Annotated in this window: 18 protein-coding genes; all 18 read left to right on the forward strand. The window is 42.4% G+C overall.

The window, feature by feature from the left end; genetic code table 11:
- The first annotated feature begins 91 nt into the window (after positions 1-91).
- The 18 genes from HWX64_RS07840 (at position 92) to HWX64_RS07925 (ending at position 20334) form a co-directional block, all read left to right on the forward strand.
- Positions 92-1633 (forward strand): acyl-CoA carboxylase subunit beta, encoded by a 1542-nt coding sequence (locus HWX64_RS07840; protein ID WP_175988810.1) that lies wholly within the window; start codon positions 92-94, stop codon positions 1631-1633.
- 144 nt (positions 1634-1777) lie between these two features.
- Entirely contained in the window at positions 1778-2674 is an 897-nt protein-coding gene (locus HWX64_RS07845) for a 2-dehydropantoate 2-reductase (RefSeq protein ID WP_175988812.1), read from the forward strand.
- Position 2675: 1 nt separating this feature from the next.
- Complete coding sequence (locus HWX64_RS07850; RefSeq protein WP_175988814.1) at positions 2676-3062, forward strand: DUF3397 domain-containing protein; 387 nt, start codon at positions 2676-2678, stop codon at positions 3060-3062.
- 94 nt (positions 3063-3156) lie between these two features.
- Complete coding sequence (bshC, locus tag HWX64_RS07855; RefSeq protein WP_175988816.1) at positions 3157-4776, forward strand: bacillithiol biosynthesis cysteine-adding enzyme BshC; 1620 nt, start codon at positions 3157-3159, stop codon at positions 4774-4776.
- Between the two features lie 245 nt (positions 4777-5021).
- A complete protein-coding gene (gene mraZ / locus HWX64_RS07860) occupies positions 5022-5453 on the forward strand; it encodes a division/cell wall cluster transcriptional repressor MraZ (RefSeq protein ID WP_175988818.1) in 432 nt (143 codons plus the stop codon).
- Between the two features lie 37 nt (positions 5454-5490).
- Positions 5491-6426 (forward strand): 16S rRNA (cytosine(1402)-N(4))-methyltransferase RsmH, encoded by a 936-nt coding sequence (rsmH, locus tag HWX64_RS07865; protein ID WP_175988820.1) that lies wholly within the window; start codon positions 5491-5493, stop codon positions 6424-6426.
- 24 nt (positions 6427-6450) lie between these two features.
- Positions 6451-6819 carry a cell division protein FtsL gene (gene ftsL / locus HWX64_RS07870; protein ID WP_175988822.1) on the forward strand — a complete coding sequence of 123 codons (369 nt, stop codon included), beginning with the start codon at positions 6451-6453 and terminating at the stop codon, positions 6817-6819.
- Positions 6819-9032, forward strand: coding sequence for a penicillin-binding protein (locus tag HWX64_RS07875; protein ID WP_175988824.1), 2214 nt, complete (start codon positions 6819-6821; stop codon positions 9030-9032). Before ftsL ends, HWX64_RS07875 begins: the two co-directional genes overlap by 1 nt.
- A gap of 228 nt (positions 9033-9260) precedes the next feature.
- Entirely contained in the window at positions 9261-11177 is a 1917-nt protein-coding gene (locus HWX64_RS07880; RefSeq protein ID WP_303049468.1) for a stage V sporulation protein D, read from the forward strand.
- Positions 11178-11521: 344 nt separating this feature from the next.
- Positions 11522-12982, forward strand: coding sequence for a UDP-N-acetylmuramoyl-L-alanyl-D-glutamate--2,6-diaminopimelate ligase (locus HWX64_RS07885; RefSeq protein WP_175989683.1), 1461 nt, complete (start codon positions 11522-11524; stop codon positions 12980-12982).
- A 2-nt stretch (positions 12983-12984) separates the two neighbouring features.
- The gene (locus HWX64_RS07890) at positions 12985-13401 is read left to right on the forward strand and encodes a hypothetical protein (RefSeq protein ID WP_175988826.1); all 417 of its coding nucleotides are present in this window, start codon (positions 12985-12987) and stop codon (positions 13399-13401) included.
- 1 nt (position 13402) lies between these two features.
- Positions 13403-14377, forward strand: a complete 975-nt coding sequence (mraY, locus tag HWX64_RS07895) for a phospho-N-acetylmuramoyl-pentapeptide-transferase (protein ID WP_175988828.1) — start codon at positions 13403-13405, stop codon at positions 14375-14377.
- On the forward strand, positions 14378-15727 hold the full coding sequence (gene murD / locus HWX64_RS07900) for a UDP-N-acetylmuramoyl-L-alanine--D-glutamate ligase (RefSeq protein ID WP_175988830.1): 1350 nt from the start codon (positions 14378-14380) through the stop codon (positions 15725-15727).
- 115 nt (positions 15728-15842) lie between these two features.
- A complete protein-coding gene (gene spoVE / locus HWX64_RS07905) occupies positions 15843-16943 on the forward strand; it encodes a stage V sporulation protein E (RefSeq protein ID WP_175988832.1) in 1101 nt (366 codons plus the stop codon).
- Positions 16944-17693: 750 nt separating this feature from the next.
- Positions 17694-18506 carry a cell division protein FtsQ/DivIB gene (locus HWX64_RS07910; RefSeq protein WP_175988834.1) on the forward strand — a complete coding sequence of 271 codons (813 nt, stop codon included), beginning with the start codon at positions 17694-17696 and terminating at the stop codon, positions 18504-18506.
- Entirely contained in the window at positions 18484-19191 is a 708-nt protein-coding gene (locus HWX64_RS07915) for a DUF881 domain-containing protein (RefSeq protein WP_175989684.1), read from the forward strand. The genes HWX64_RS07910 and HWX64_RS07915 overlap by 23 nt, the downstream gene beginning before the upstream one ends.
- 50 nt (positions 19192-19241) lie before the next feature.
- Positions 19242-19970, forward strand: a complete 729-nt coding sequence (locus HWX64_RS07920; RefSeq protein ID WP_175988835.1) for a DUF881 domain-containing protein — start codon at positions 19242-19244, stop codon at positions 19968-19970.
- Position 19971: 1 nt separating this feature from the next.
- Complete coding sequence (locus HWX64_RS07925) at positions 19972-20334, forward strand: small basic family protein (protein WP_175988837.1); 363 nt, start codon at positions 19972-19974, stop codon at positions 20332-20334.
- Positions 20335-20370: the final 36 nt, after the last annotated feature.

The following is a 20370-nucleotide window of genomic DNA, read 5'->3' on the forward strand; positions in this document are numbered from 1 at the left end:
CACGGGTCACCCGCGGAAAGCGAAGTCTTGCACGGAAACCAACAGCAGTGTCTAACAGCTTCAACTACATAACGAACAAAGGGGGATTCATATGACTGCATCTAAAACATTCATAGATACACTCAATGAAACAAAAGAAAGAATAAGTGCCGGCGGACAGCCGAAATATCACGAAAAACTAAAAGAACAAAACAAAATGTTCGTTCGTGATCGTCTTCAGCTATTATTCGATAATGGTGATTATCAAGAAGACGGAATGTTTGCGAACAATAAAGCTGAAGATTTGCCTGCAGATGGAGTGGTGACAGCCATCGGGAAAGTTGGCGGACAAACGGTCTGTGTCATGGCAAATGACTCTACAGTAAAAGCGGGTTCTTGGGGTGCACGGACTGTAGAAAAGATTATTCGTATCCAGGAAACCGCTTTACGCTTACAGGTCCCTATCTTTTATTTAGTGGATTCGGCTGGTGCCCGCATTACCGATCAGCTTGAAATGTTTCCGAATCGCAGAGGGGCAGGGAAGATATTCCATAACCAAGTGAAAATGTCTGGTATGGTCCCTCAGATTTGTGTTCTTTTCGGGCCGTCGGCAGCAGGGGGAGCTTATATTCCTGCTTTCTGTGACATTGTCATCATGGTCGATGGAAATGCTTCCATGTACCTTGGCTCTCCCCGTATGGCAGAAAAGGTAATAGGGGAAAAGGTGACGCTTGAAGAAATGGGTGGAGCACGAATGCACTGCTCAGTAAGCGGATGCGGTGACCTCTTGGCAGCTTCTGAAGAAGAAGCGATTGCAGAAGCCAAGAGATACTTGGGTTATTTCCCGGCTAACTACAAAGAAAAGCCGTCTGTTCAGGAAGGGATGGCGCCAAAAACGGAAAAACTGCTGGAAGATATCATCCCGCAGCATCAAAATGCCCCATTTGATATGTACGAGGGGATAAACACATTGATTGACGAAGGAAGTTTCTTCGAGATGAAGAAACTTTTTGCACCAGAGCTCATTACAGGATTTGGCCGTATGGACGGAAAAGTGGTAGGCATTATTGCCAATCAGCCAAAGGTGAAAGGCGGCGTACTATTTCACGATTCTGCAGACAAAGGGGCTAAATTCATCCAGCTGTGTGATGCCTTCCACATTCCATTACTGTTCCTTGCGGATGTTCCAGGATTTATGATCGGAACCAAGGTGGAGAGAGCCGGGATTATCAGGCATGGAGCCAAGCTGATTGCGGCTATGAGTTCTGCAACTGTGCCAAAAATTTCTGTCATTGTAAGGAAAGCCTACGGAGCAGGATTATACGCTATGGCGGGGCCGGCTTTTGACCCGGATGTATGTATTGCGCTTCCAACTGCCCAGATTGCCGTGATGGGCCCAGAAGCAGCTGTGAATGCAGTTTATTCAAATAAAATCCAGGCAATTGAAGATCCGAAAGAAAGAATTAAATATGTTCAAGAGAAACAACAAGAATATAAAGAACATATCGATATCTATAAACTGGCTTCAGAGTTAATCGTTGATGAAATTACGGCTCCTAATGAGCTTCGTTCTGTTTTGATAGAACGTTTTAGATTATATGAGACGAAAGAAGTCCAGTTCAGTGAAAGAAAGCACCCGGTATATCCAGTCTAATAACAATGAATATCATACTTGTTCCTGTTTGTAGCAGGAACAAGTTTTTTTAAATCATAATTCCTTTTACCCATAGTGTTCTGACGGGGAAAAATTTGCTAAACTATGGATAGTACTTATTAATTCGCTATTGAAGGAGAAGTCATGAAGATAGGAATTATTGGAGGAGGGGCGATAGGGCTTCTTTTCTCCCATTATTTAAGTAAAAAGTTCGATGTCACACTTCTTGTTAGAAGAAATGAACAATTACAGAAGGTCAACCGACTGGGTGTTACCCTTAAGCGGGAAGATTGTTCAAATACTGCTTATATTCATACTGAAAGACTGTCTGGAAGCAGAATGGAGTTCGATTTAATTTTTGTCGCAGTAAAAGAATATAATCTTGCTCCGATTCTCACAACCTTGACTGAGACGCATGCCCATATCCCCCTGATCTTCCTTCAGAATGGAATCGGGCATATAGAACGAGTGAAAAGCCTCCCTCATCATACTCTTTTGGCAGGATCTGTAGAACATGGGGCGTTGAGAGAAAATGATCACTCTGTGATTCATTTGGGAATAGGCAAGACAAATCTTGCATTTATTAGAGGAAAATCAAGTAGTATAGAAGAATTATTAATACAGTATATAGAAAATTTTCCAATCCTCCTTCAAGACGACTATGAAAAAATGATGTTAAAGAAATTATTTGTAAACGTCTTGATAAATCCCCTTACGTCAATTGCTGGAGTGAAGAATGGAAGATTACCGGAAAATCCACACTTCCTTCACATTCAACATAAGTTATTTGAAGAACTGCAGATTCTTTTTCCTCACATGAAGGATCAGATTCACTTCCAGGAGATATTGGACATTTGTTACAGCACTTCAGCCAATCGTTCATCCATGCTGAAAGATATTGAAGAACAGAGGAAGACAGAGATTGAAACTATTTTAGGAGCCTTATTGATGAAGGCTGAAACAGAAAACCATTTTGTACCCATCATGAAAACACTTTACGAATTAGTTAAAGGAATTGAAAGAGAAGGTCAGGGGGGGTAGAATGGCTTCCATATTTTCCACGGTCATTGCGATATTTGTCATTATTCCATTCTTGGGATATTTCATCAGTTTTATCATTGCAAAGGAAGTAATGAAGAATCACAGGAAAGCTGTTCATCTTGCAATTGATGTGACAACGTTTTTATTGATGGTTTCTGTCCACTTTATTGTACTTGCCATTTGGGATACCTCATATTTATGGTTGATATTTCTATGTGTTTGCTGCGTCGGCTTGATATTCGCCGTTTTATATTGGAAGGCAAAGGGGGAAATTCATTACCCTAAGCTCCTAAGAGGTGTATGGAGAATAAATTTCCTCCTGTTTTTCGCAGCTTATATTGGTTTGATGATCACGGGTTTGATCCTTCGTATTATCGAGCTGAACTAACCTTTTCGCATAAGCAGTTTTTTTCCTTTTCAGTTAGTGAAATGTTATACTCTTCGGTAGGAAATAAAGAGTTTGAAAAGGAGTAGTAGTTCATATGGAATTGGAGAATCTGAACATTCCGTCAATCAACCAGTTTGCTTCACTTTATATACAACAGAAAGAACCTGTGACTTCTTTTTTTCATTATAATATCAATCAGCCTGACGTCTATTCTAATAGGCTGGATGATTTGAAAATTCGGGACTTCCCGCGTGAAGAGCTGACTGAATGTATTGCCTCATATATGAAAGGCCTGCCATCAGCAGATAAAGTAGAAGAATCTCTAACGAAATTAAAAGCTGGGGCAGTTACTGTTGTTGCCGGGCAGCAGGCAGGCTTATTGACGGGTCCGTTATATACCATACATAAAATTATTTCGATCATCAAATTGGCACAGCAGCAGGAAGAAACATTGAACCATCCTGTTGTTCCTGTCTTCTGGATAGCCGGGGAAGATCATGATTATCAGGAAGTGAATCACATCTACTTAGAAAAAGGCAGCAAAATCGAGAAGGCGGGTTATCCTGAACGAGTTCTTGATAAGAAGATGACTTCAGATATTTCATTCGATAAAAATATCATGAAGGACTGGGTCAAGGAAATCATCCAGACTCTTGGTGAAACCCGGTATACTAATAAACTTTCTTCTGAATTGAACAACATGATTGATGTTCAGGATGAGCTGGTCAGGTTCTTCGCACATATTGTGATGCATTTGTTCAAGGAATTCGGTTTATTGGTGATTGATTCTGCGTATTCTCCTTTAAGGAATCTTGAAAAGAATCATTTTCATCATCTGATTGAAAGCAGCCAGAGTATCACAAATGCAGTACTCGAGATGCAGGAAAAAATAAAAGGTAACGGGTTCTCCACACAATTGGACATCTCTCCCGAAGCAGCGAATCTATTTATCAACATAAATGATGAACGTGCATTATTAGAAAGAGAAGGATTCGATTTCAAAGAAAAAAATACAGGAAGCAACATCACAAACAGGGAATTACTGGCCATGCTTGAAGAGACTCCTGAAAGATTCAGCAACAATGTGGTGACAAGGCCAATGATGCAGGAATGGCTGTTTCCGACCCTTGCGTTTATTGGGGGACCTGGTGAAATCGCCTATTGGGGTGAATTGAAAAAAGCATTCGAATATGTGGGATTGAAGCTTCCTCCGGTCGTCCCGAGATTAAGTATCACCTTGCTTGAAAGAGAAGTAGAGAAGAAACTGAACCTGCTGGAGCTTTCTGTGCCACAGGTATTGATCGATGGGGTCACTGAAAAACGCGAAAAATATTGGGATTCTATAAAAGTACCCACTTTGGAAAAAGAAATATCCGATCTCGAACAGTTGCTTCACGAAAAGTACAACCATATCCGTGATAAATCTGAACGTATCGACCCGGGATTAAATCAGATTGTGGAAAAGAATTTATCCATCCACCTCCATCAATTTGATTACTTGAGGAAGAGGGCAGATAAGGCCCTCAGAGATAAACATGAAAAAACCTTTTCGGACTTCGCTAAAGTGGAAAACTGTCTCCGTCCCAACAATGGGCCGCAGGAGAGAACCTGGAACACCCTTTATTTCTTGAATAAATACGGGGATAGCTTCATTCAGGATCTGGTCTCCCTCCCACTCGAATTTGATGGGACTCATAAGGTTGTTTATTTGTAACATTGTAAGACATTTCATGCCCTAATAAACGAACAACTATTAAAGGACTTCTTTCGTAATAAAGTACGAAAGAAGTCCTTTTTGTGTGCTTAAAAGACAAATTACACTTTCTTTCATTGTCAGGAAAAGGGAGAAAAAGGCTGAAAAAAGTTAAAGGAAATAATTAATAAAAATAGAATTTAGAAAACAGTGGAGAAAAGTGGGGGGATGTGGTACATTTGTGATAGAAAGTGGGGGCAGTGCATATGTTCATGGGCGAATATCAACATAACATTGATAATAAGGGCCGTTTAATTGTGCCTGCCAAGTTCCGCGATCTACTCGGCGAGTCATTCGTCATCACCCGTGGATTAGACCAATGCTTATTCGGCTACCCAATGGATGAATGGCGGGCGCTCGAAGAAAAGCTGAAAGCTTTACCACTTACAAAGAAAGATGCCCGAGCCTTTACGCGCTTCTTCTTTTCTGGAGCAACGGAAAGTGAATTGGACAAGACAGGGAGAATAAACATCCCTTCCACCCTTGTCAGTTATGCACAGCTGGATAAAGAATGCATCATCCTTGGAGTTTCCAATCGGATTGAGATTTGGAGTAAGGCTTTATGGGAAGACTACTTCACAGAGTCTGAAGATTCTTTTGCAGAACTTGCAGAGAATATGATAGGATTTGATATTTAACAGATCAAAAACGTTCGATTGGAAAGGTGAAATCAACATGTTTAAACATACAACAGTTTTATTGAAAGAAACGGTAGATGGATTGAATATTAAAGAAGACGGGGTTTATGTGGATTGTACTTTAGGCGGTGCAGGGCATAGTGAGTACTTGCTGAGCCAATTGTCCGAGAAGGGACATCTCTATTGTTTCGATCAGGATGAAACCGCAATCAACCACGCCAGGGAAAAACTTTTACCCTATCAGGGTAAGGTGACTTTCGTTCAATCCAATTTCCGCCATTTGAAAGAAGAGCTTGAGCAGCTTGGAGTACATAGTGTCGATGGCATTCTTTACGACCTTGGGGTATCATCACCCCAGCTTGATACACCGGAAAGGGGCTTCAGCTACCATCATGATGCACCGCTTGATATGAGAATGGACCTTGAAGCTGATATCTCTGCATTCGATGTGGTGAACCACTGGTCATTTGAGGATCTTGTCCGTATCTTTTATCGGTATGGAGAAGAAAAATTTTCAAAGCAAATCGCTAGAAAGATTGAAGCGGCACGCGAATTGAAGCCGATAGAAACCACAGGAGAGCTGGTTGAATTGATAAAGGAAGGAATTCCTGCACCTGCCCGCAGAAAGGGAGGACATCCTGCCAAAAGAGTGTTTCAGGCTATCCGGATTGCCGTCAATGATGAACTCGGTGCATTTGAAGATTCCCTTGAGCAAGCGATAGACATACTTGGAAAAGGCGGAAGGGTCAGCGTCATCACTTTCCATTCATTGGAAGACCGCATGTGTAAAACCATGTTTAAAGAGAAAGCCTCCGGACCGGATTTGCCGCCGGGGCTGCCGATTATTCCAAAAGAATATGAACCAGTATTAAAACTCGTTACAAGAAAGCCGATATTACCAAGCGAGGAAGAACTCTCTGAAAATAATAGAGCAAGGTCAGCGAAGTTAAGAATTGCAGAAAAAAATAGATAAAAAAGGAAATGGGAGGGAGAAACAATGAGTAACTTAGCCAGAAACTATGAAAGGCAGCAAGTCGAACAATCAAATCAATCTGTTCAGGTGAAGCCTCAGCCGCTTAGAAAAGAACAGCGTTCAGTCATCACACCAGGTGAAAAGATCCTTGTCGCAATCTTTGCTATGGTGTTTTGCTTCCTTGCTGTACAGATTGTACAGACGCAGGCAGCAATCTACGACGTGAACAAAGAAGTGCAAGTGATGGAAACATCCGTTGAAAAACAAGAAAAGGCGAATAACGACCTCAAACTTCAAATCAGTGAGTTAAGCACATATGAGCGTATCTTGGAAAAAGCCAAAGAGCTTGGACTTAACTTAAAAGAAAAGAATGTGAAGGTTGTTGAACAATAATGAAAAAAAGACCAAGTATGAACATAGGGGCAGCCATCCTTTTCGGGATTTTCGGCTTGCTCTTTTTTGTATTAATGGTTCGCTTTATAACAATCCAAGTAACAGGCGAGGCTGAAGGTAAAGTCCTTGCTTCACAGGCAGCAGAAAAATATATTAAGAGCCGCATCCTTGAAGCCCATAGGGGAACCATCTTTGACCATAAAGGGGAAGTGATCGCTGAAGACACTTCTGCTTACACCTTAGTTGCAGTCCTCAGCCCGACGGTGACAAGTGACCCTGATAATCCTAAGCATGTAACGGAACCGAAAAAGACGGCCAGAGAACTTTCTATGTTCATAGACATGAAGGAAAGTGAAATCTATGAAAAATTAACATCCGAGGGGGCCTACCAGGTGGAGTTCGGTTCAGCCGGCCGTGCCCTCTCTCATCAATTGATGCTTGATATCAAAGATGAAGGGCTGCCGGGCATTACATTCAGGAAAGAAGCTAAACGGTTCTATCCCAATGGATCCTTTGCTTCCCATTTGATCGGCTTTGCACAGAAGACGACTACTGATGACGGCGAGTCTGTTACAACAGGTAAAATGGGAATTGAAAAAAGCTTTAATGACATCCTGAGCGGAAAAAACGGTTCAGTTGAATACAAAAGTGATGTGTGGGGATATCTTCTCCCTAACTCAGAAGAGCACGTCACACCCCCACAGGATGGGAATGATATTTATCTGACCATTGATAAGAAAATTCAGACGTTCCTTGAAGAAGCAATGAATCAAGTACAGAAACAGTATAAGCCGAAGCAGATGTTTGCGATCGTAGCAGATCCCAAAACAGGACAAATCCTTGGAATGACACAGCGGCCGACCTTTCACCCTGACACAAGGGCGGGACTGGAAGATAACTGGACAAATAGGATCGTAGAAGAAACGATAGAGCCGGGATCGACGATGAAATCCTTCTCACTTGCAGCAGCAGTGAACGAAGGAAAGTTCAATCCTAACGAGGCATTTCAATCAGGGACTTACAAAGTGGATAATGTCCCTAATCCCATTCGTGATCATAATGGCGGGGAAGGCTGGGGATCGATTTCTTTCCTTGAAGGAGTGCAGCGGTCATCCAATGTAGCTTTTGCTTATCTGCTGGATAGAATCGGTTTCGAAACATTTGAAGGATATTTACATGATTTTGGTTTCGGTGAAAAGACCAACGTCGGCCTTCCGCATGAGGCCTCGGGTTCGATTCTTTATCATTATCCAATTGAAAAATATACAACCATTTTTGGGCAGGGGACAACTGTCACTCCGCTGCAGATGATCCAGGCAGAATCTGCGATTGCAAATGACGGAAAAATGATGAAGCCTTATGTCATATCAAAAGTGGTGGATCCGAATACAAAAGAGGTAGTGAAAGAAACAAAGCCGCAAGTAGCGGGAACCCCTATTTCTAAAGAAACTGCCGAGAAGACAAGAAAATACTTAGAGTCGACAGTCACCTCCGAAAATGGCACGGGTGCCAGGTTTGCGATCGAAGGCTACAGTGTAGCCGGGAAATCTGGAACAGCCCAGATCCCCGACCCGGAAACCGGGGGATACAAATATGGAAAAGAAAACTATCTCTTTTCCTTTATAGGAATGGCACCGGCTGATAATCCGCAGCTGATTGTTTATGTAGGGGTGCAGGAACCTGAATTGAAGCCTACAGAGATAGGGTCTGACCCTGTTTCAGATGTTTTTAAACCAGTCATGCAGAACAGTTTGAAATACTTAAATATTAAACCGCAGGAAAAAGTGAATCTTAAACAAGAACAAATTCCTGACTTAGCTGGTATGAGTGTTGAAAAAGCAAAGTCAGAAATAGAAAAATCAGGTGCCAAGCCTGTTGTGGTGGGTAACGGTTCAGAAGTAACCAGACAGCTGCCGCAGGCAGGCAGTGAAATGCTTGAAGGCGGGAAGGTGATTCTCAGAACGGACGGGGACATTACGATTCCTGATATGAAGGGCTGGTCGATAAGGGATGTCTTTAAAGTAGCGAATATTGCCGGTCTCAAAATCAATATGGTTGGCAATGGATTTGCTGTAAGTCAGAACATTCAGCCTGATTCTCCTGTAAATGAAAGCGAACCTCTAGTGGTGAACTTTAAAACACCGGAAGAACAGCTGCAGAAGAAAAAAGAAGAAGCCTCTGAAGACTCTGAAGAAGAAAGACCCTTGAATTAGATAGTGGAATAGAAAGGATGGACGTTTCGGTGTGTTCACTTCATGCTCGCTTTGCGAATAGCCGCGGAGAGGGGTGACACTCGGAAGGGTCGTCCTTTTCTTTTTGCAATCGTGAAACTCTATTCTAATCACCGCCCATCATCTGCATGTGCTGCTGCTATAAAGAAATACATACCCGTGTGTGTCCAAGCATATAATGGAACGAGCCATAGAAGGGGAGGTCCATTTGTGAAAAGAGTATCGAATGTAACGGTTAGAAAAAGGTTAGCAATTGCTCTGGTTGTGGGAGTGATGATATTTTCCATCATTGATTTGAGGCTTGGGTATGTGCAGTTTTTTATGGGGGATATGCTGACAAGCCGTGCCAAAGATTCGTGGAGCCGGAATATCCCTTTTCAGCCTGAACGGGGGAAAATAGTAGACCGGAATGGGGTGGAGTTAGCGGGCAACCAAAGTGCACCAACCATTTTTGTCGTTCCCAGACAAGTAACCGACCCTCAAGAAACCGCGGAGAAACTGGCGCCTGTTCTTAATATTTCAGTAGAAACTGCATATAAATATGTAACACAGCAGGCGAGTATGGTTTTAATAAAAGAAGCAAGAAAAATATCCTATGAAAAAGCGAAGGAAGTCACAGAGCTAAACCTTAAGGGAATTTACCTGGGAGAAGACTCAAAAAGGTATTACCCTTATGGAAGCTATCTATCCCATGTGCTTGGTTTTGCCGGTATTGATAACCAGGGACTGATGGGACTTGAACTTTCATACGATGAGGAACTGACAGGTGATAAGGGATATGTGAAGTTTTTCTCAGATGCGAAAGGGAAGCGGATGGGGGACATGGCGGACGATTTTGATGATCCGGAGAATGGTCTGGATCTAAAACTGACGATCGATACGAAGGTTCAGACAATTGTAGAAAGAGAACTGGATATCGCTCAGGCCACCTATAACCCGGATGGGATGATCGCCATTGCGATGAATCCAAAGAAAGGTGAAATCTTAGCGATGGCGAGCCGCCCTACATTTGACCCTGCAAATTTCCGAAATGTACCGCAGGAAATATATAACCGCAACCTGCCCATCTGGAGTACGTATGAACCGGGATCGACCTTTAAAATTATCACCCTGGCAGCTGCCCTTCAAGAAAATAAGGTTGACTTGTATAAAGAAAAGTTTCATGATTCAGGTCACGTCGAAGTGGCTGGATCTACACTTCACTGTTGGAAAAGAGGGGGGCATGGTACACAAACCTTCCTCCAAGTTGTACAAAACTCCTGCAACCCCGGTTTTGTTGAGCTGGGGGAACGGCTTGGCAAAGAAACATTATTTAAATACATTAAAGACTTTGGATTTGGTCAGAAAACAGGGATCGATCTACAAGGTGAAGGGAAAGGGATTTTGTTCAATTTAGACCGGGTGGGTCCGGTTGAACAAGCGACAACAGCTTTCGGCCAGGGTGTTGCTGTAACCCCTATCCAGCAGGTGGCAGCCGTTTCAGCCGCTGTCAATGGGGGGATCCTGTATCAGCCATATATTGCGAAAGAGCTGATCGACCCTGAAACAAATGAAGTCGTTATGAGAAAGTCACCTCAAGTCAAGAAACGAGTAATCTCTGAAGAAACATCCAAACAAATAAGGGATGCACTTGAAAGTGTGGTTGCACAAGGAACAGGAGGAAAGGCATTCGTGGATGGCTACCGTGTTGGGGGCAAAACAGGTACTGCCCAGAAAGCCAAGGATGGTAAGTATTTAGAGAACAATCACATCGTGTCGTTCATGGGCGTGGCCCCGGCCGACGATCCGGAAATAGTCGTTTATATAGCGGTGGATAACCCGAAAGGAACGGTACAATTCGGCGGGGTGGTAGCTGCCCCCATCGCCGGCAGTATAATAGGAGATAGTTTAGAAGCAATGGGAGTGCCTAAAAGAAAAGAGCAAATCGAGAAAAAAATGAATTGGGATGACATCCCATTGATCGAAACCCCGGATTTGATCGGATTGTCTAAAAAAGAGCTGCAGCAGCAATTGGTCAACCTAAACCTTGATATCAGCGGCAGCGGAGAAAAGGTAGTAAATCAATCGCCTGATCCAGGAGTAAAAATAAAGCAGGGGTCAACGGTACGGGTTTATTTATCTGAATAAATGCCAAAAGGGGCTTTCTTGAACAGAAAAGCGGAAGGGCTTTGCTCAGGAGGGGGCAGGCATAAGACGGACCGGACATGAAGGCGTTCTTTGCCACCTTGGTCGGTTCGGCTTATGACATGTGCCTCCAAGCCCTGCAGTTGGACATTGAAAACCCCCTTAAGATTTTTGGAGGAGGCTCACGGGTCACCCGCGGAAAGTGAAGTCTTGCACGGAAATCACGACTGCGGTGTTTATCAGAGCAGCTAAGAATTTAAGAACTAAGTTAAAAGGTTGATAGCTTTCAAGTCTGTTTTTATGTAAAATATAAAAAGGTTGCTTTCTACCTGTGAGGAGTTGAAATGATGAGATTGCACACTTTGCTGGAAGTACTTCCGTTTTATAAAGTACATGGTGAAGGAAATCCGGCTATTTCAAACATCGCTAATCACCATAAGAAAGTAAGGGATGGTGACTTATTTATCTGCATTCAAGGACTGGAGGTCGACAGCCACTCCCTTGCCCATGTTGCAGAGATGAATGGTGCAGCTGCTATTCTTGCAGAAAGGAAAGTGGATGTTCATATACCCGTCATCCTTGTACCGGACACTAAAAAAGCCATGGCTGTGCTATCGGATTATTTCTATAAACAGCCTTCACATCAATTATTGCTGGTGGGTGTGACCGGCACGAATGGTAAGACGACAACCACGCATCTCATCGATCAGGTTTTTACCGGTAACGGAATAAAAACCGGCCTTATCGGTACGATGCATATTAAAGCGGGCGACGAGCTCGAGGTGAGTCATAATACGACGCCGGATAGTTTGACCCTGCAGCAGACGTTCTACCGATTTTGTCAGAAAGGGATTACTTCTGCCATTATGGAAGTTTCTTCGCATGCCCTTGATCAGGGCAGGGTGCATGGATGTGATTACGATATTGCAGTTTTCACAAATTTATCGCAGGACCACCTGGATTATCATCGCACCATGGATGAGTATCGGAATGCGAAAGGCTTATTGTTCTCTCAATTAGGAAATACTTATTTTAAAAAATCACCTAAATATGCCATTATCAATTTGGATGATGATTCAGCTGAATATTTTATCCGATCTACTGCAGCACATGTGTTCACATACGGCTTAACAAATGAAGCCGATTTCTATGCTAAAGACCTAGAGTTGAAATCCTCGGAATCTTCCTTTAGGCTGGTGAGTCCGTTCGGGGAGAAGGAAATGGTCCTTAACATGGCAGGCAGGTTCAATGTATACAACGCATTAGCTGCCATTGCTGCAGCATCGGCTGCCGGCATCCCCATCGAACAAAGTGTAAAGGTCCTGGAAAAAGCACAGGGGGTCAGAGGAAGGTTTGAATCAGTCGCTGAAGGCAAGCCTTTTTCAGTGATCGTTGATTATGCTCATACACCGGACGGTTTGAAAAATGTGCTGGAAACCATTCAATCCATTACTGAAGGTGAAATCATCGTTGTAGTCGGATGCGGAGGGGACAGGGATAAAATCAAACGTCCCATCATGGCTGAAATTGCATGTGACTACGGTGATTTTGCAATCTTCACCTCGGATAATCCCCGTACTGAAAATCCGAGGGATATCTTGAAAGATATGGAAGCGGGGGTTGTCGGCAAACAATATAAGTTGATTGCCGATCGAAAAGACGCGATAAAAGAAGCTATTCTTCGTGCAAAAGAAGGAGACATTGTGCTCATTGCCGGTAAAGGGCATGAAACCTATCAAATAATCGGGCATGATGTATATGATTTTGATGACCGTGATGTTGCAAGACAAATCATAAGGGAGATGTAACCATGCTCGTTTATGATGATGTTAAGAAGTTGTTTCCGAAAACACGCGGCGTCGGTCTGCAGGGGATAGGATTCCATAAGGTTTCCTCTTTGCCGGATGTAAGATTGGAAAGGGGCTTATATATTCCATTGGAGTCTCATGAAAAGCTTTTTGAGAGCATAAATAATGGTGCAGTCGCTTCTCTTTGGCAGGGAAGTGAAAAGGTCCCTTTATTCGTACCGAATCATTTTCCGTTGTTCATTGTGGAAGATGTCCATTCAGCTTATCGTGAACTAATACAATATTACAAACAAAAAAACAATCAAGAAAAGTGGGAAATTATGACGAAGTTTATATGTGGTAATGAATCTGATTTATTCGAAACAGTTGACGCAGAGTTTTTTGAAGTTTTGAACCTGAAGAAGAAAGGAGGGGAATAAAGTGCTGGAACAAGTTATCTTTTTTACAATCATAATGGCGTTTCTGATAACTGTGCTTCTGGCTCCAATCTTTATTCCCTTCTTACGAAGATTGAAGTTTGGCCAGAGTATCCGGGATGAAGGTCCCCAGTCCCACCAAAAGAAAACAGGGACTCCCACGATGGGGGGGATTGTATTCCTGCTTTCCATTATCATCACGACCTTTGTGATGACAGGCAAATATTCAGAGCCTGGACCAGAGACATATTTATTGCTTCTTGTCACAGTCGGGTTTGGATTGCTTGGATTCCTGGATGACTTCATTAAAGTTGTCATGAAACGTAACCTGGGATTGACCTCCAAGCAGAAGCTTCTGGGGCAGATTGTAATATCGGCTATATTTTATTTCATCTTTAAACAAAACGACTTTCCTACGACTGTATCCATTCCTTTGACAGACTTTTCTTTTGATCTCGGATGGTTTTATGTCGTGTTCATCGTATTCTGGCTGGTCGGTTTTTCAAATGCCGTGAATATTACAGACGGCCTGGATGGATTGGTATCAGGTACATCGGCTATTGCTTTTGGTGCCTTGGCAGTTCTTGCCTGGAATCAAGGCCAATATGATGTTGCGATATTCGGTGTGGCTGTAGTCGGAGCGGTACTTGGGTTCCTGGTGTTTAACGCTCACCCTGCCAAGGTTTTCATGGGTGATACCGGTTCATTGGCACTAGGTGGAGCGATTGCAACGATTGCCATCTTAACGAAATTAGAGATTATCCTGATCCTGATCGGCGGGGTCTTTGTCATCGAAACATTGTCAGTGATATTACAAGTTGCTTCGTTTAAAACGACTGGAAAACGAATCTTCAAAATGAGTCCTCTTCATCATCACTACGAACTTGTCGGGTGGTCTGAATGGAGAGTCGTCGTTACATTTTGGACGGTTGGTTTGCTTTTTGCCGTATTAGGAATCTATATCGAGGTGTGGTTATAATTGAAGAAAATTACGAAGTTTAAACACAAAAAAGTTCTTGTACTGGGGTTGGCAAAGAGCGGGGTAAGCGCCGCTTCCTTACTACATAAGCTCGAAGCTTTTGTCACAGTGAATGATCGAAAGCCGTTGGCGGAAAATCCCGAGGCTCAGGGTCTTCTGCAGGAAGGAATCAAAGTGATCTGTGGAAGCCATCCGATCGAGCTGTTGGACGAAGGTTTTGAATATGTCGTCAAAAATCCGGGTATTCCCTATCATAATCCTCTAATAAAAAGGGCGGTTGAAAAAGGGATCCCCGTCATTACAGAGGTGGAGCTTGCTTATTTAGTATCAGAAGCAGAAATGATCGGCATCACCGGGACGAATGGTAAAACGACGACTACCACTTTACTTTATGAAATCCTGAATGAGGACAGACAGCAGCCCCTGATTGCGGGTAATATCGGAACAGTGGCCTCGGAAGTGGCACAAAAAGCGAAAAAAGATGAAAAGATGGTGGTGGAATTATCCTCCTTCCAACTAATGGGGATCGAGGAATTCTCCCCTCATATCGCGATCATTACGAACTTATATGATGCACATTTGGATTACCACGGTCATATCGAGGAGTATTGGAACGCTAAAGCCAATATTACAAAGAATCAAACAGAAAAGGATTATTTGATTGTCAATCAAGACCAGGAGCATCTTTTAAACGTCACAGCATTCACCAAGGCATCCATCATTCCTTTTTCCACTACCCAGGAAGCGGAAGAAGGAGCTTATATAAAAGATGGGGCAATCTATTTTAAGCAGGAACGTATCGGTGAATTATCCGCTGTTGTATTACCCGGTGCTCACAACCTTGAGAATATCCTTTGCGCAGTCGCGGCTTCAAAATTATATGGAGTCTCTAATGACAGCATCATGAATGTGCTTGGTACTTTTACAGGTGTGAAGCACCGTACTCAATTTGTAAAAGAAGTGAGTGGAAGAAAATTTTATAACGATTCCAAAGCGACAAACATTCTTGCGACCAAAAGTGCCCTTAATGCCTTTGACGGTCCTACCATTTTATTGGCAGGGGGTTTGGACAGGGGGAACGCTTTTGATGACCTTATTCCTCATTTGAAAAATGTGAAGACGCTGGTCACATTTGGTGAAACGGCTGATAAATTACAGCAAACTGGTCAACAGGCAGGGATACAAACCATTATTCGTGTCGATAATGTTGAGAAGGCAGTGCCGGCTGCTTATGAACATTCAGAAGCTGGTGATGTGATCTTGTTATCTCCGGCATGTGCAAGCTGGGATCAATATCGAACTTTTGAAGAACGCGGTGACATTTTTATTAAAGCGGTGCATAACCTTTAATAAGGGCTTGTCATAAAAAAGCAAAATTACTAAAACAACCAGAAAGGCAATCTAAGAAATTGAACAGTATGTATTGCTTGAAACGGCTCAAATACGTCTATTCGAGGTGTTAAGATTGCCTTTAAAAAAATCGACTCCCGATTTTATCCTAATCATCGTCACCCTTACACTTTTAGCTGTGGGGCTGATCATGGTTTACAGTGCAAGTGCGGTATGGGCGGATTATAAATTTGATGATTCATTTTTCTTTGCCAAAAGACAATTGCTCTTTGCAGCTGTAGGGGTCTTTGCCATGTTCTTCATTATGAATGTGGAATATTGGACCTGGAAAAACTGGGCGAAAGTCCTTATCATCATTTGTTTTGTCCTATTGGTGCTGGTATTGATCCCCGGTATCGGAGTTCTTAGAAACGGATCCCGGAGCTGGATTGGAGTCGGGGCATTTTCCATTCAGCCTTCAGAGTTCATGAAACTGGCTATGATTGCGTTCCTCGCCAAATATCTATCTGAAAATCAGAAATATATCACATCCTTCAGAAAAGGAGTGCTCCCTTCTTTACTGCTGGTGTTTTCAGCGTTTGGTATGATCATGCTCCAGCCTGATTTAGGGACAGGTACCGTGATGGTGGGGACCTGTGTGGTGATGATCTTCATTTCCGGAGCCAGGGTCATGCATTTTGCTTGGCTGGGGATCGCAGGATTGGCAGGGTTCGCTGCATTGGTTCTTTCGGCACCCTACAGGATAAAACGGATCACCTCGTTCCTTGATCCCTGGGAGGATCCATTGAACAGCGGCTTTCAAATCATTCAATCACTGTATGCAATCGGTCCAGGGGGGCTGTTTGGATTGGGGCTTGGTGAAAGCAGACAGAAGTTCTTCTATCTGCCTGAACCACAAAATGACTTTATCTTTGCTATATTGGCAGAGGAATTGGGTTTCATCGGCGGGACATTTGTACTTCTGCTGTTTTCCCTGATACTGTGGCGGGGTGTGCGTATTGCACTCGGTGCCCCCGATTTGTTTGGAAGCTTCCTGGCTGTTGGAATCGTGTCGATGATTGCGATTCAAGTCATGATCAATGTGGGAGTTGTAACCGGATTGATGCCTGTAACGGGTATCACCCTTCCATTCCTCAGCTACGGGGGATCTTCATTGACCCTCATGCTCATGGCCGTGGGAGTTCTGCTGAATATCAGTCGATATTCAAGACATTAACCAAAAAAAGATTGGCTTCATCATACATTCAGTAAAATCCTTCCCTCGATGCAGAGTAAGGTTGGGCTGAATGTATGATTGAGAGTCAATCTTTTTTGCTGTCTTTTATATCTATTGATGTTAATAAGTGCTGCCATTTTAGTGTTCCAGCAGTTGATTCGAGTGAAAGACGAAGACTCCTGCGGGGGATGCCGCCAATGTGAGGGGCTCACGGGCTGCCCGCGGAAAGCGAAGTCTTGCACAGAAATCAACAGCGGCCAGGAGAGGTATTTTTACTTAAAATCTTCGTAGAGTGAAAATAGTACTAATACGAAAATTTTATTGAAATAACAATAGGATATTTGAAGGTTAGATGTTACAATTAATTACATAAATGCAACCTGTGTAAGGGTTTCGGTTTTCAATAATATAGGAGGTTATATTACTTTTTTTAACCAAAACTTTTACAATTCAATGACATCCTTTCATAACATGGAATTCGTGTTTAAAATAGAAGGAAAGAGTGTAATATACAAGATGTTGTTCTCTTTTTAGATTCCATGTAATGTACATAAATATCATTTGAGATTTTCATTATGTTTGATGTTGTCAAGGGAATGTAAAATGACCTTTCAAATTGATAACCGTCCTATTCTCTTTCACATACTTTGCCTTCACACTGACAAAGAAGGTAACTCGGACAAGAGTACTTTCATTTTTAGGCGTGACGACCATGCCCCATAAATACGAAATGAAATTGAGGAAAACGTAATGAGAAAAGAAAATGTTGTTTCCATTGAAGAAAGAATCCCCAAACTGAAACAGCACAGAAAAAAGAAAGCAAACAGAAGGCTGCTATTCTTACTGACACTTTTCCTGATCATGATTTTATCTGTTATTTATTTCCAATCACCGCTGAGTCATGTGAAAACAATCGAGGTCAAGGGAAATGAAATTGTCTCCAGTGAAACGATTCTTTCTGAAAGCAAGCTTAAACCGGGAATGAATCTCTGGAGCGTCAATAAAAATGAAACTGCTGAACGATTAAATAAACTTCCTGAGGTAAAGAGTGCAGAAGTCAAATTGTCTTTTCCCAATTCCTTTGTGATTGAAGTGGATGAATTAGGCAAAAAAGCCTATCTCCTAAAAGATAATAAGTTTCTGATCATCCTTGAAAATGGTAAGGTCCTGAATAAAGGAACAGAATCCATCCCTGTAGATGCTCCGCTCCTAAGAGGGTTCAAAGAGGACAAGACACTCAAAAAGATGATCTCGGAACTGGGGGAGCTTCCCAAAGAGGTTCAGCACCTGATCTCAGAAATAAACTTAGTGCCAAAGAAGACGGATCAATACCATTTGACATTATTTATGAATGACGGTTATGAAGTAAGTGCGACGATTCGTACATTTTCAGAGAAAATGGAGCATTACCCATCGATTGTCAGTCAATTGGACCCTTCCAAAAAAGGGATCATTGATCTGGAAGTAGGCTCTTATTTCAGATCATATGAAACGGAAGCAGAAGCAGAAAGTGAAGCACAAGAGCAAGGCGAAGGAGATGATGGGGATGAAAGTGAAGGGTAAACATGTTATCCTCTCTCTCGTAAGTTTAGTGCTTGGTTTCATCCTTGCTTTTTCTTACAGCCTTGCCAATACTAAAGAAGCAGGACTGGGAAAACGCAGTAACGGTCAATGGAAGCAGGAAGAAGAACTTAGGGATCAGATCCTCTCCCAGCAGCAGAAGAATAATAACCTGCAGGAACGGCTCTATGAAAAACAGGAAAGAGTAGTCAATATGGAAAAGGAGTTCTCTAAAGAAAAGCAAATTTACTTCAACCTTGCTGAAGAAGCAGAGAAGTACCGCATGTTCTTAGGGAAAACCAAAGTCAAAGGTCCGGGAGTGAAAGTGACACTCTCAGATTCTGACTATAAACCAAACGAAGATAACGCAAACAATTATATTGTTCATGAACACCATATTTTCAAGGTAATAAATGAATTGTATATTGCCGGAGCCTCTGCAGTTTCCATAAACGGACAGAGACTGAAACATGATTCATACGTTTTGTGCTATGGTCCGGTCATACAAATCGATGGGGTTGAATACCCGGCTCCGTTTGAGATCACAGCCATCGGAGATCCGGAGGTACTCTCTTCTGCCATGAATATAACTGGTGGGGTAAAAGATCAATTGGTGAATGAGAATATTGAATTCTCCTTGGAAAAGAAAACAGATATTGTTCTGGAACCACTAATCGGTGAATCATGAAGTTTGCACTCCAATAAAAGGATAGTGATTGGAAAGCAAGGTGAAGGGGAATGGACAACAAGCTTAAAGCGAGTTTTACGGTTATCACCATCATCATCGGTTTCATGATTGCCATTCAATTCCAAACAGTCAAGGAACCTGTTGTCCGTGATACGAGAGACATTTGGGAATTAAGAGATGCATTGCTGAAAGAGAAAGAATTGAACTCGAGTCTGCTTGAGGAAATGCGAGCTGTGGAAGAAAAGCTTGAAACGTATGAAACAGAGAGAAAAGCAAGTCCTGAGCAGGCACTGAAACAAACGCTGGAAGAACTGAAAACAGAAGCAGGTTTAACCGAGAAAAAAGGTGCCGGCCTGATTCTGACGATCGAACCTGCCATGGAAGAAATACTGCTGGGTGAAAAAGTACGTAGCGTGTCCCCGCAGCTCCTTGAAAGGTTAGTCAATGAATTAAATCAATATGATGCGATGGATATCTCGATTGACGGACATCGTTTAATCAATTCATCGGTAATCCGGGATATAAACGGGGAAACAAATGTAGACGGTTACTCCATTACCAAAATCCCTTTTGAAGTCAGAGTATTGACAAAGGATCTTGAAACGGCTCAAAAATTGTATAACCGGATGCAGGTGTCACAATCTGTTGAGGATTTCTTTATCGATAATCTCAGGGTATCCATATCCAAGCCGTTAGAAGAAGTGGTTTTACCGGCATATGAAGATACAATCCGTGTCCGCTATATGGAACCGGTAAGTGAAAGAGGAGGTAACGGATAATATGTGGCTTCCCGTTTTAGGGTTGCTAGTAGGGGTCATACTCGGCCTCCTTACGGATATTAGAATTCCAGATGAATACTCGAATTATTTATCGATAGCAGTTCTCGCAGCTTTGGATACGCTGTTTGGCGGAATCCGTGCTCACCTCCAAAATATATACGATGATAAAGTCTTTGTTTCGGGATTCTTTTTTAATATTTTACTAGCAGCAAGTTTAGCTTTTCTAGGGGTCCATCTTGGTGTAGACTTATATTTGGCAGCTGTTTTTGCTTTTGGAGTCAGATTATTCCAAAACATAGCAGTCATCAGACGGATACTCATAAGCAATTGGACTACTAATCAAGAAAAAAGAGAAAAAAATTAGAATTTTAAAAGGGAATCGTTTTTGTCACGACGAATA

Origin of the sequence: Bacillus sp. Marseille-Q1617, assembly GCF_903645295.1 — a bacterium.
In the GTDB taxonomy this organism is placed as follows: domain Bacteria; phylum Bacillota; class Bacilli; order Bacillales; family Bacillaceae_B; genus Rossellomorea.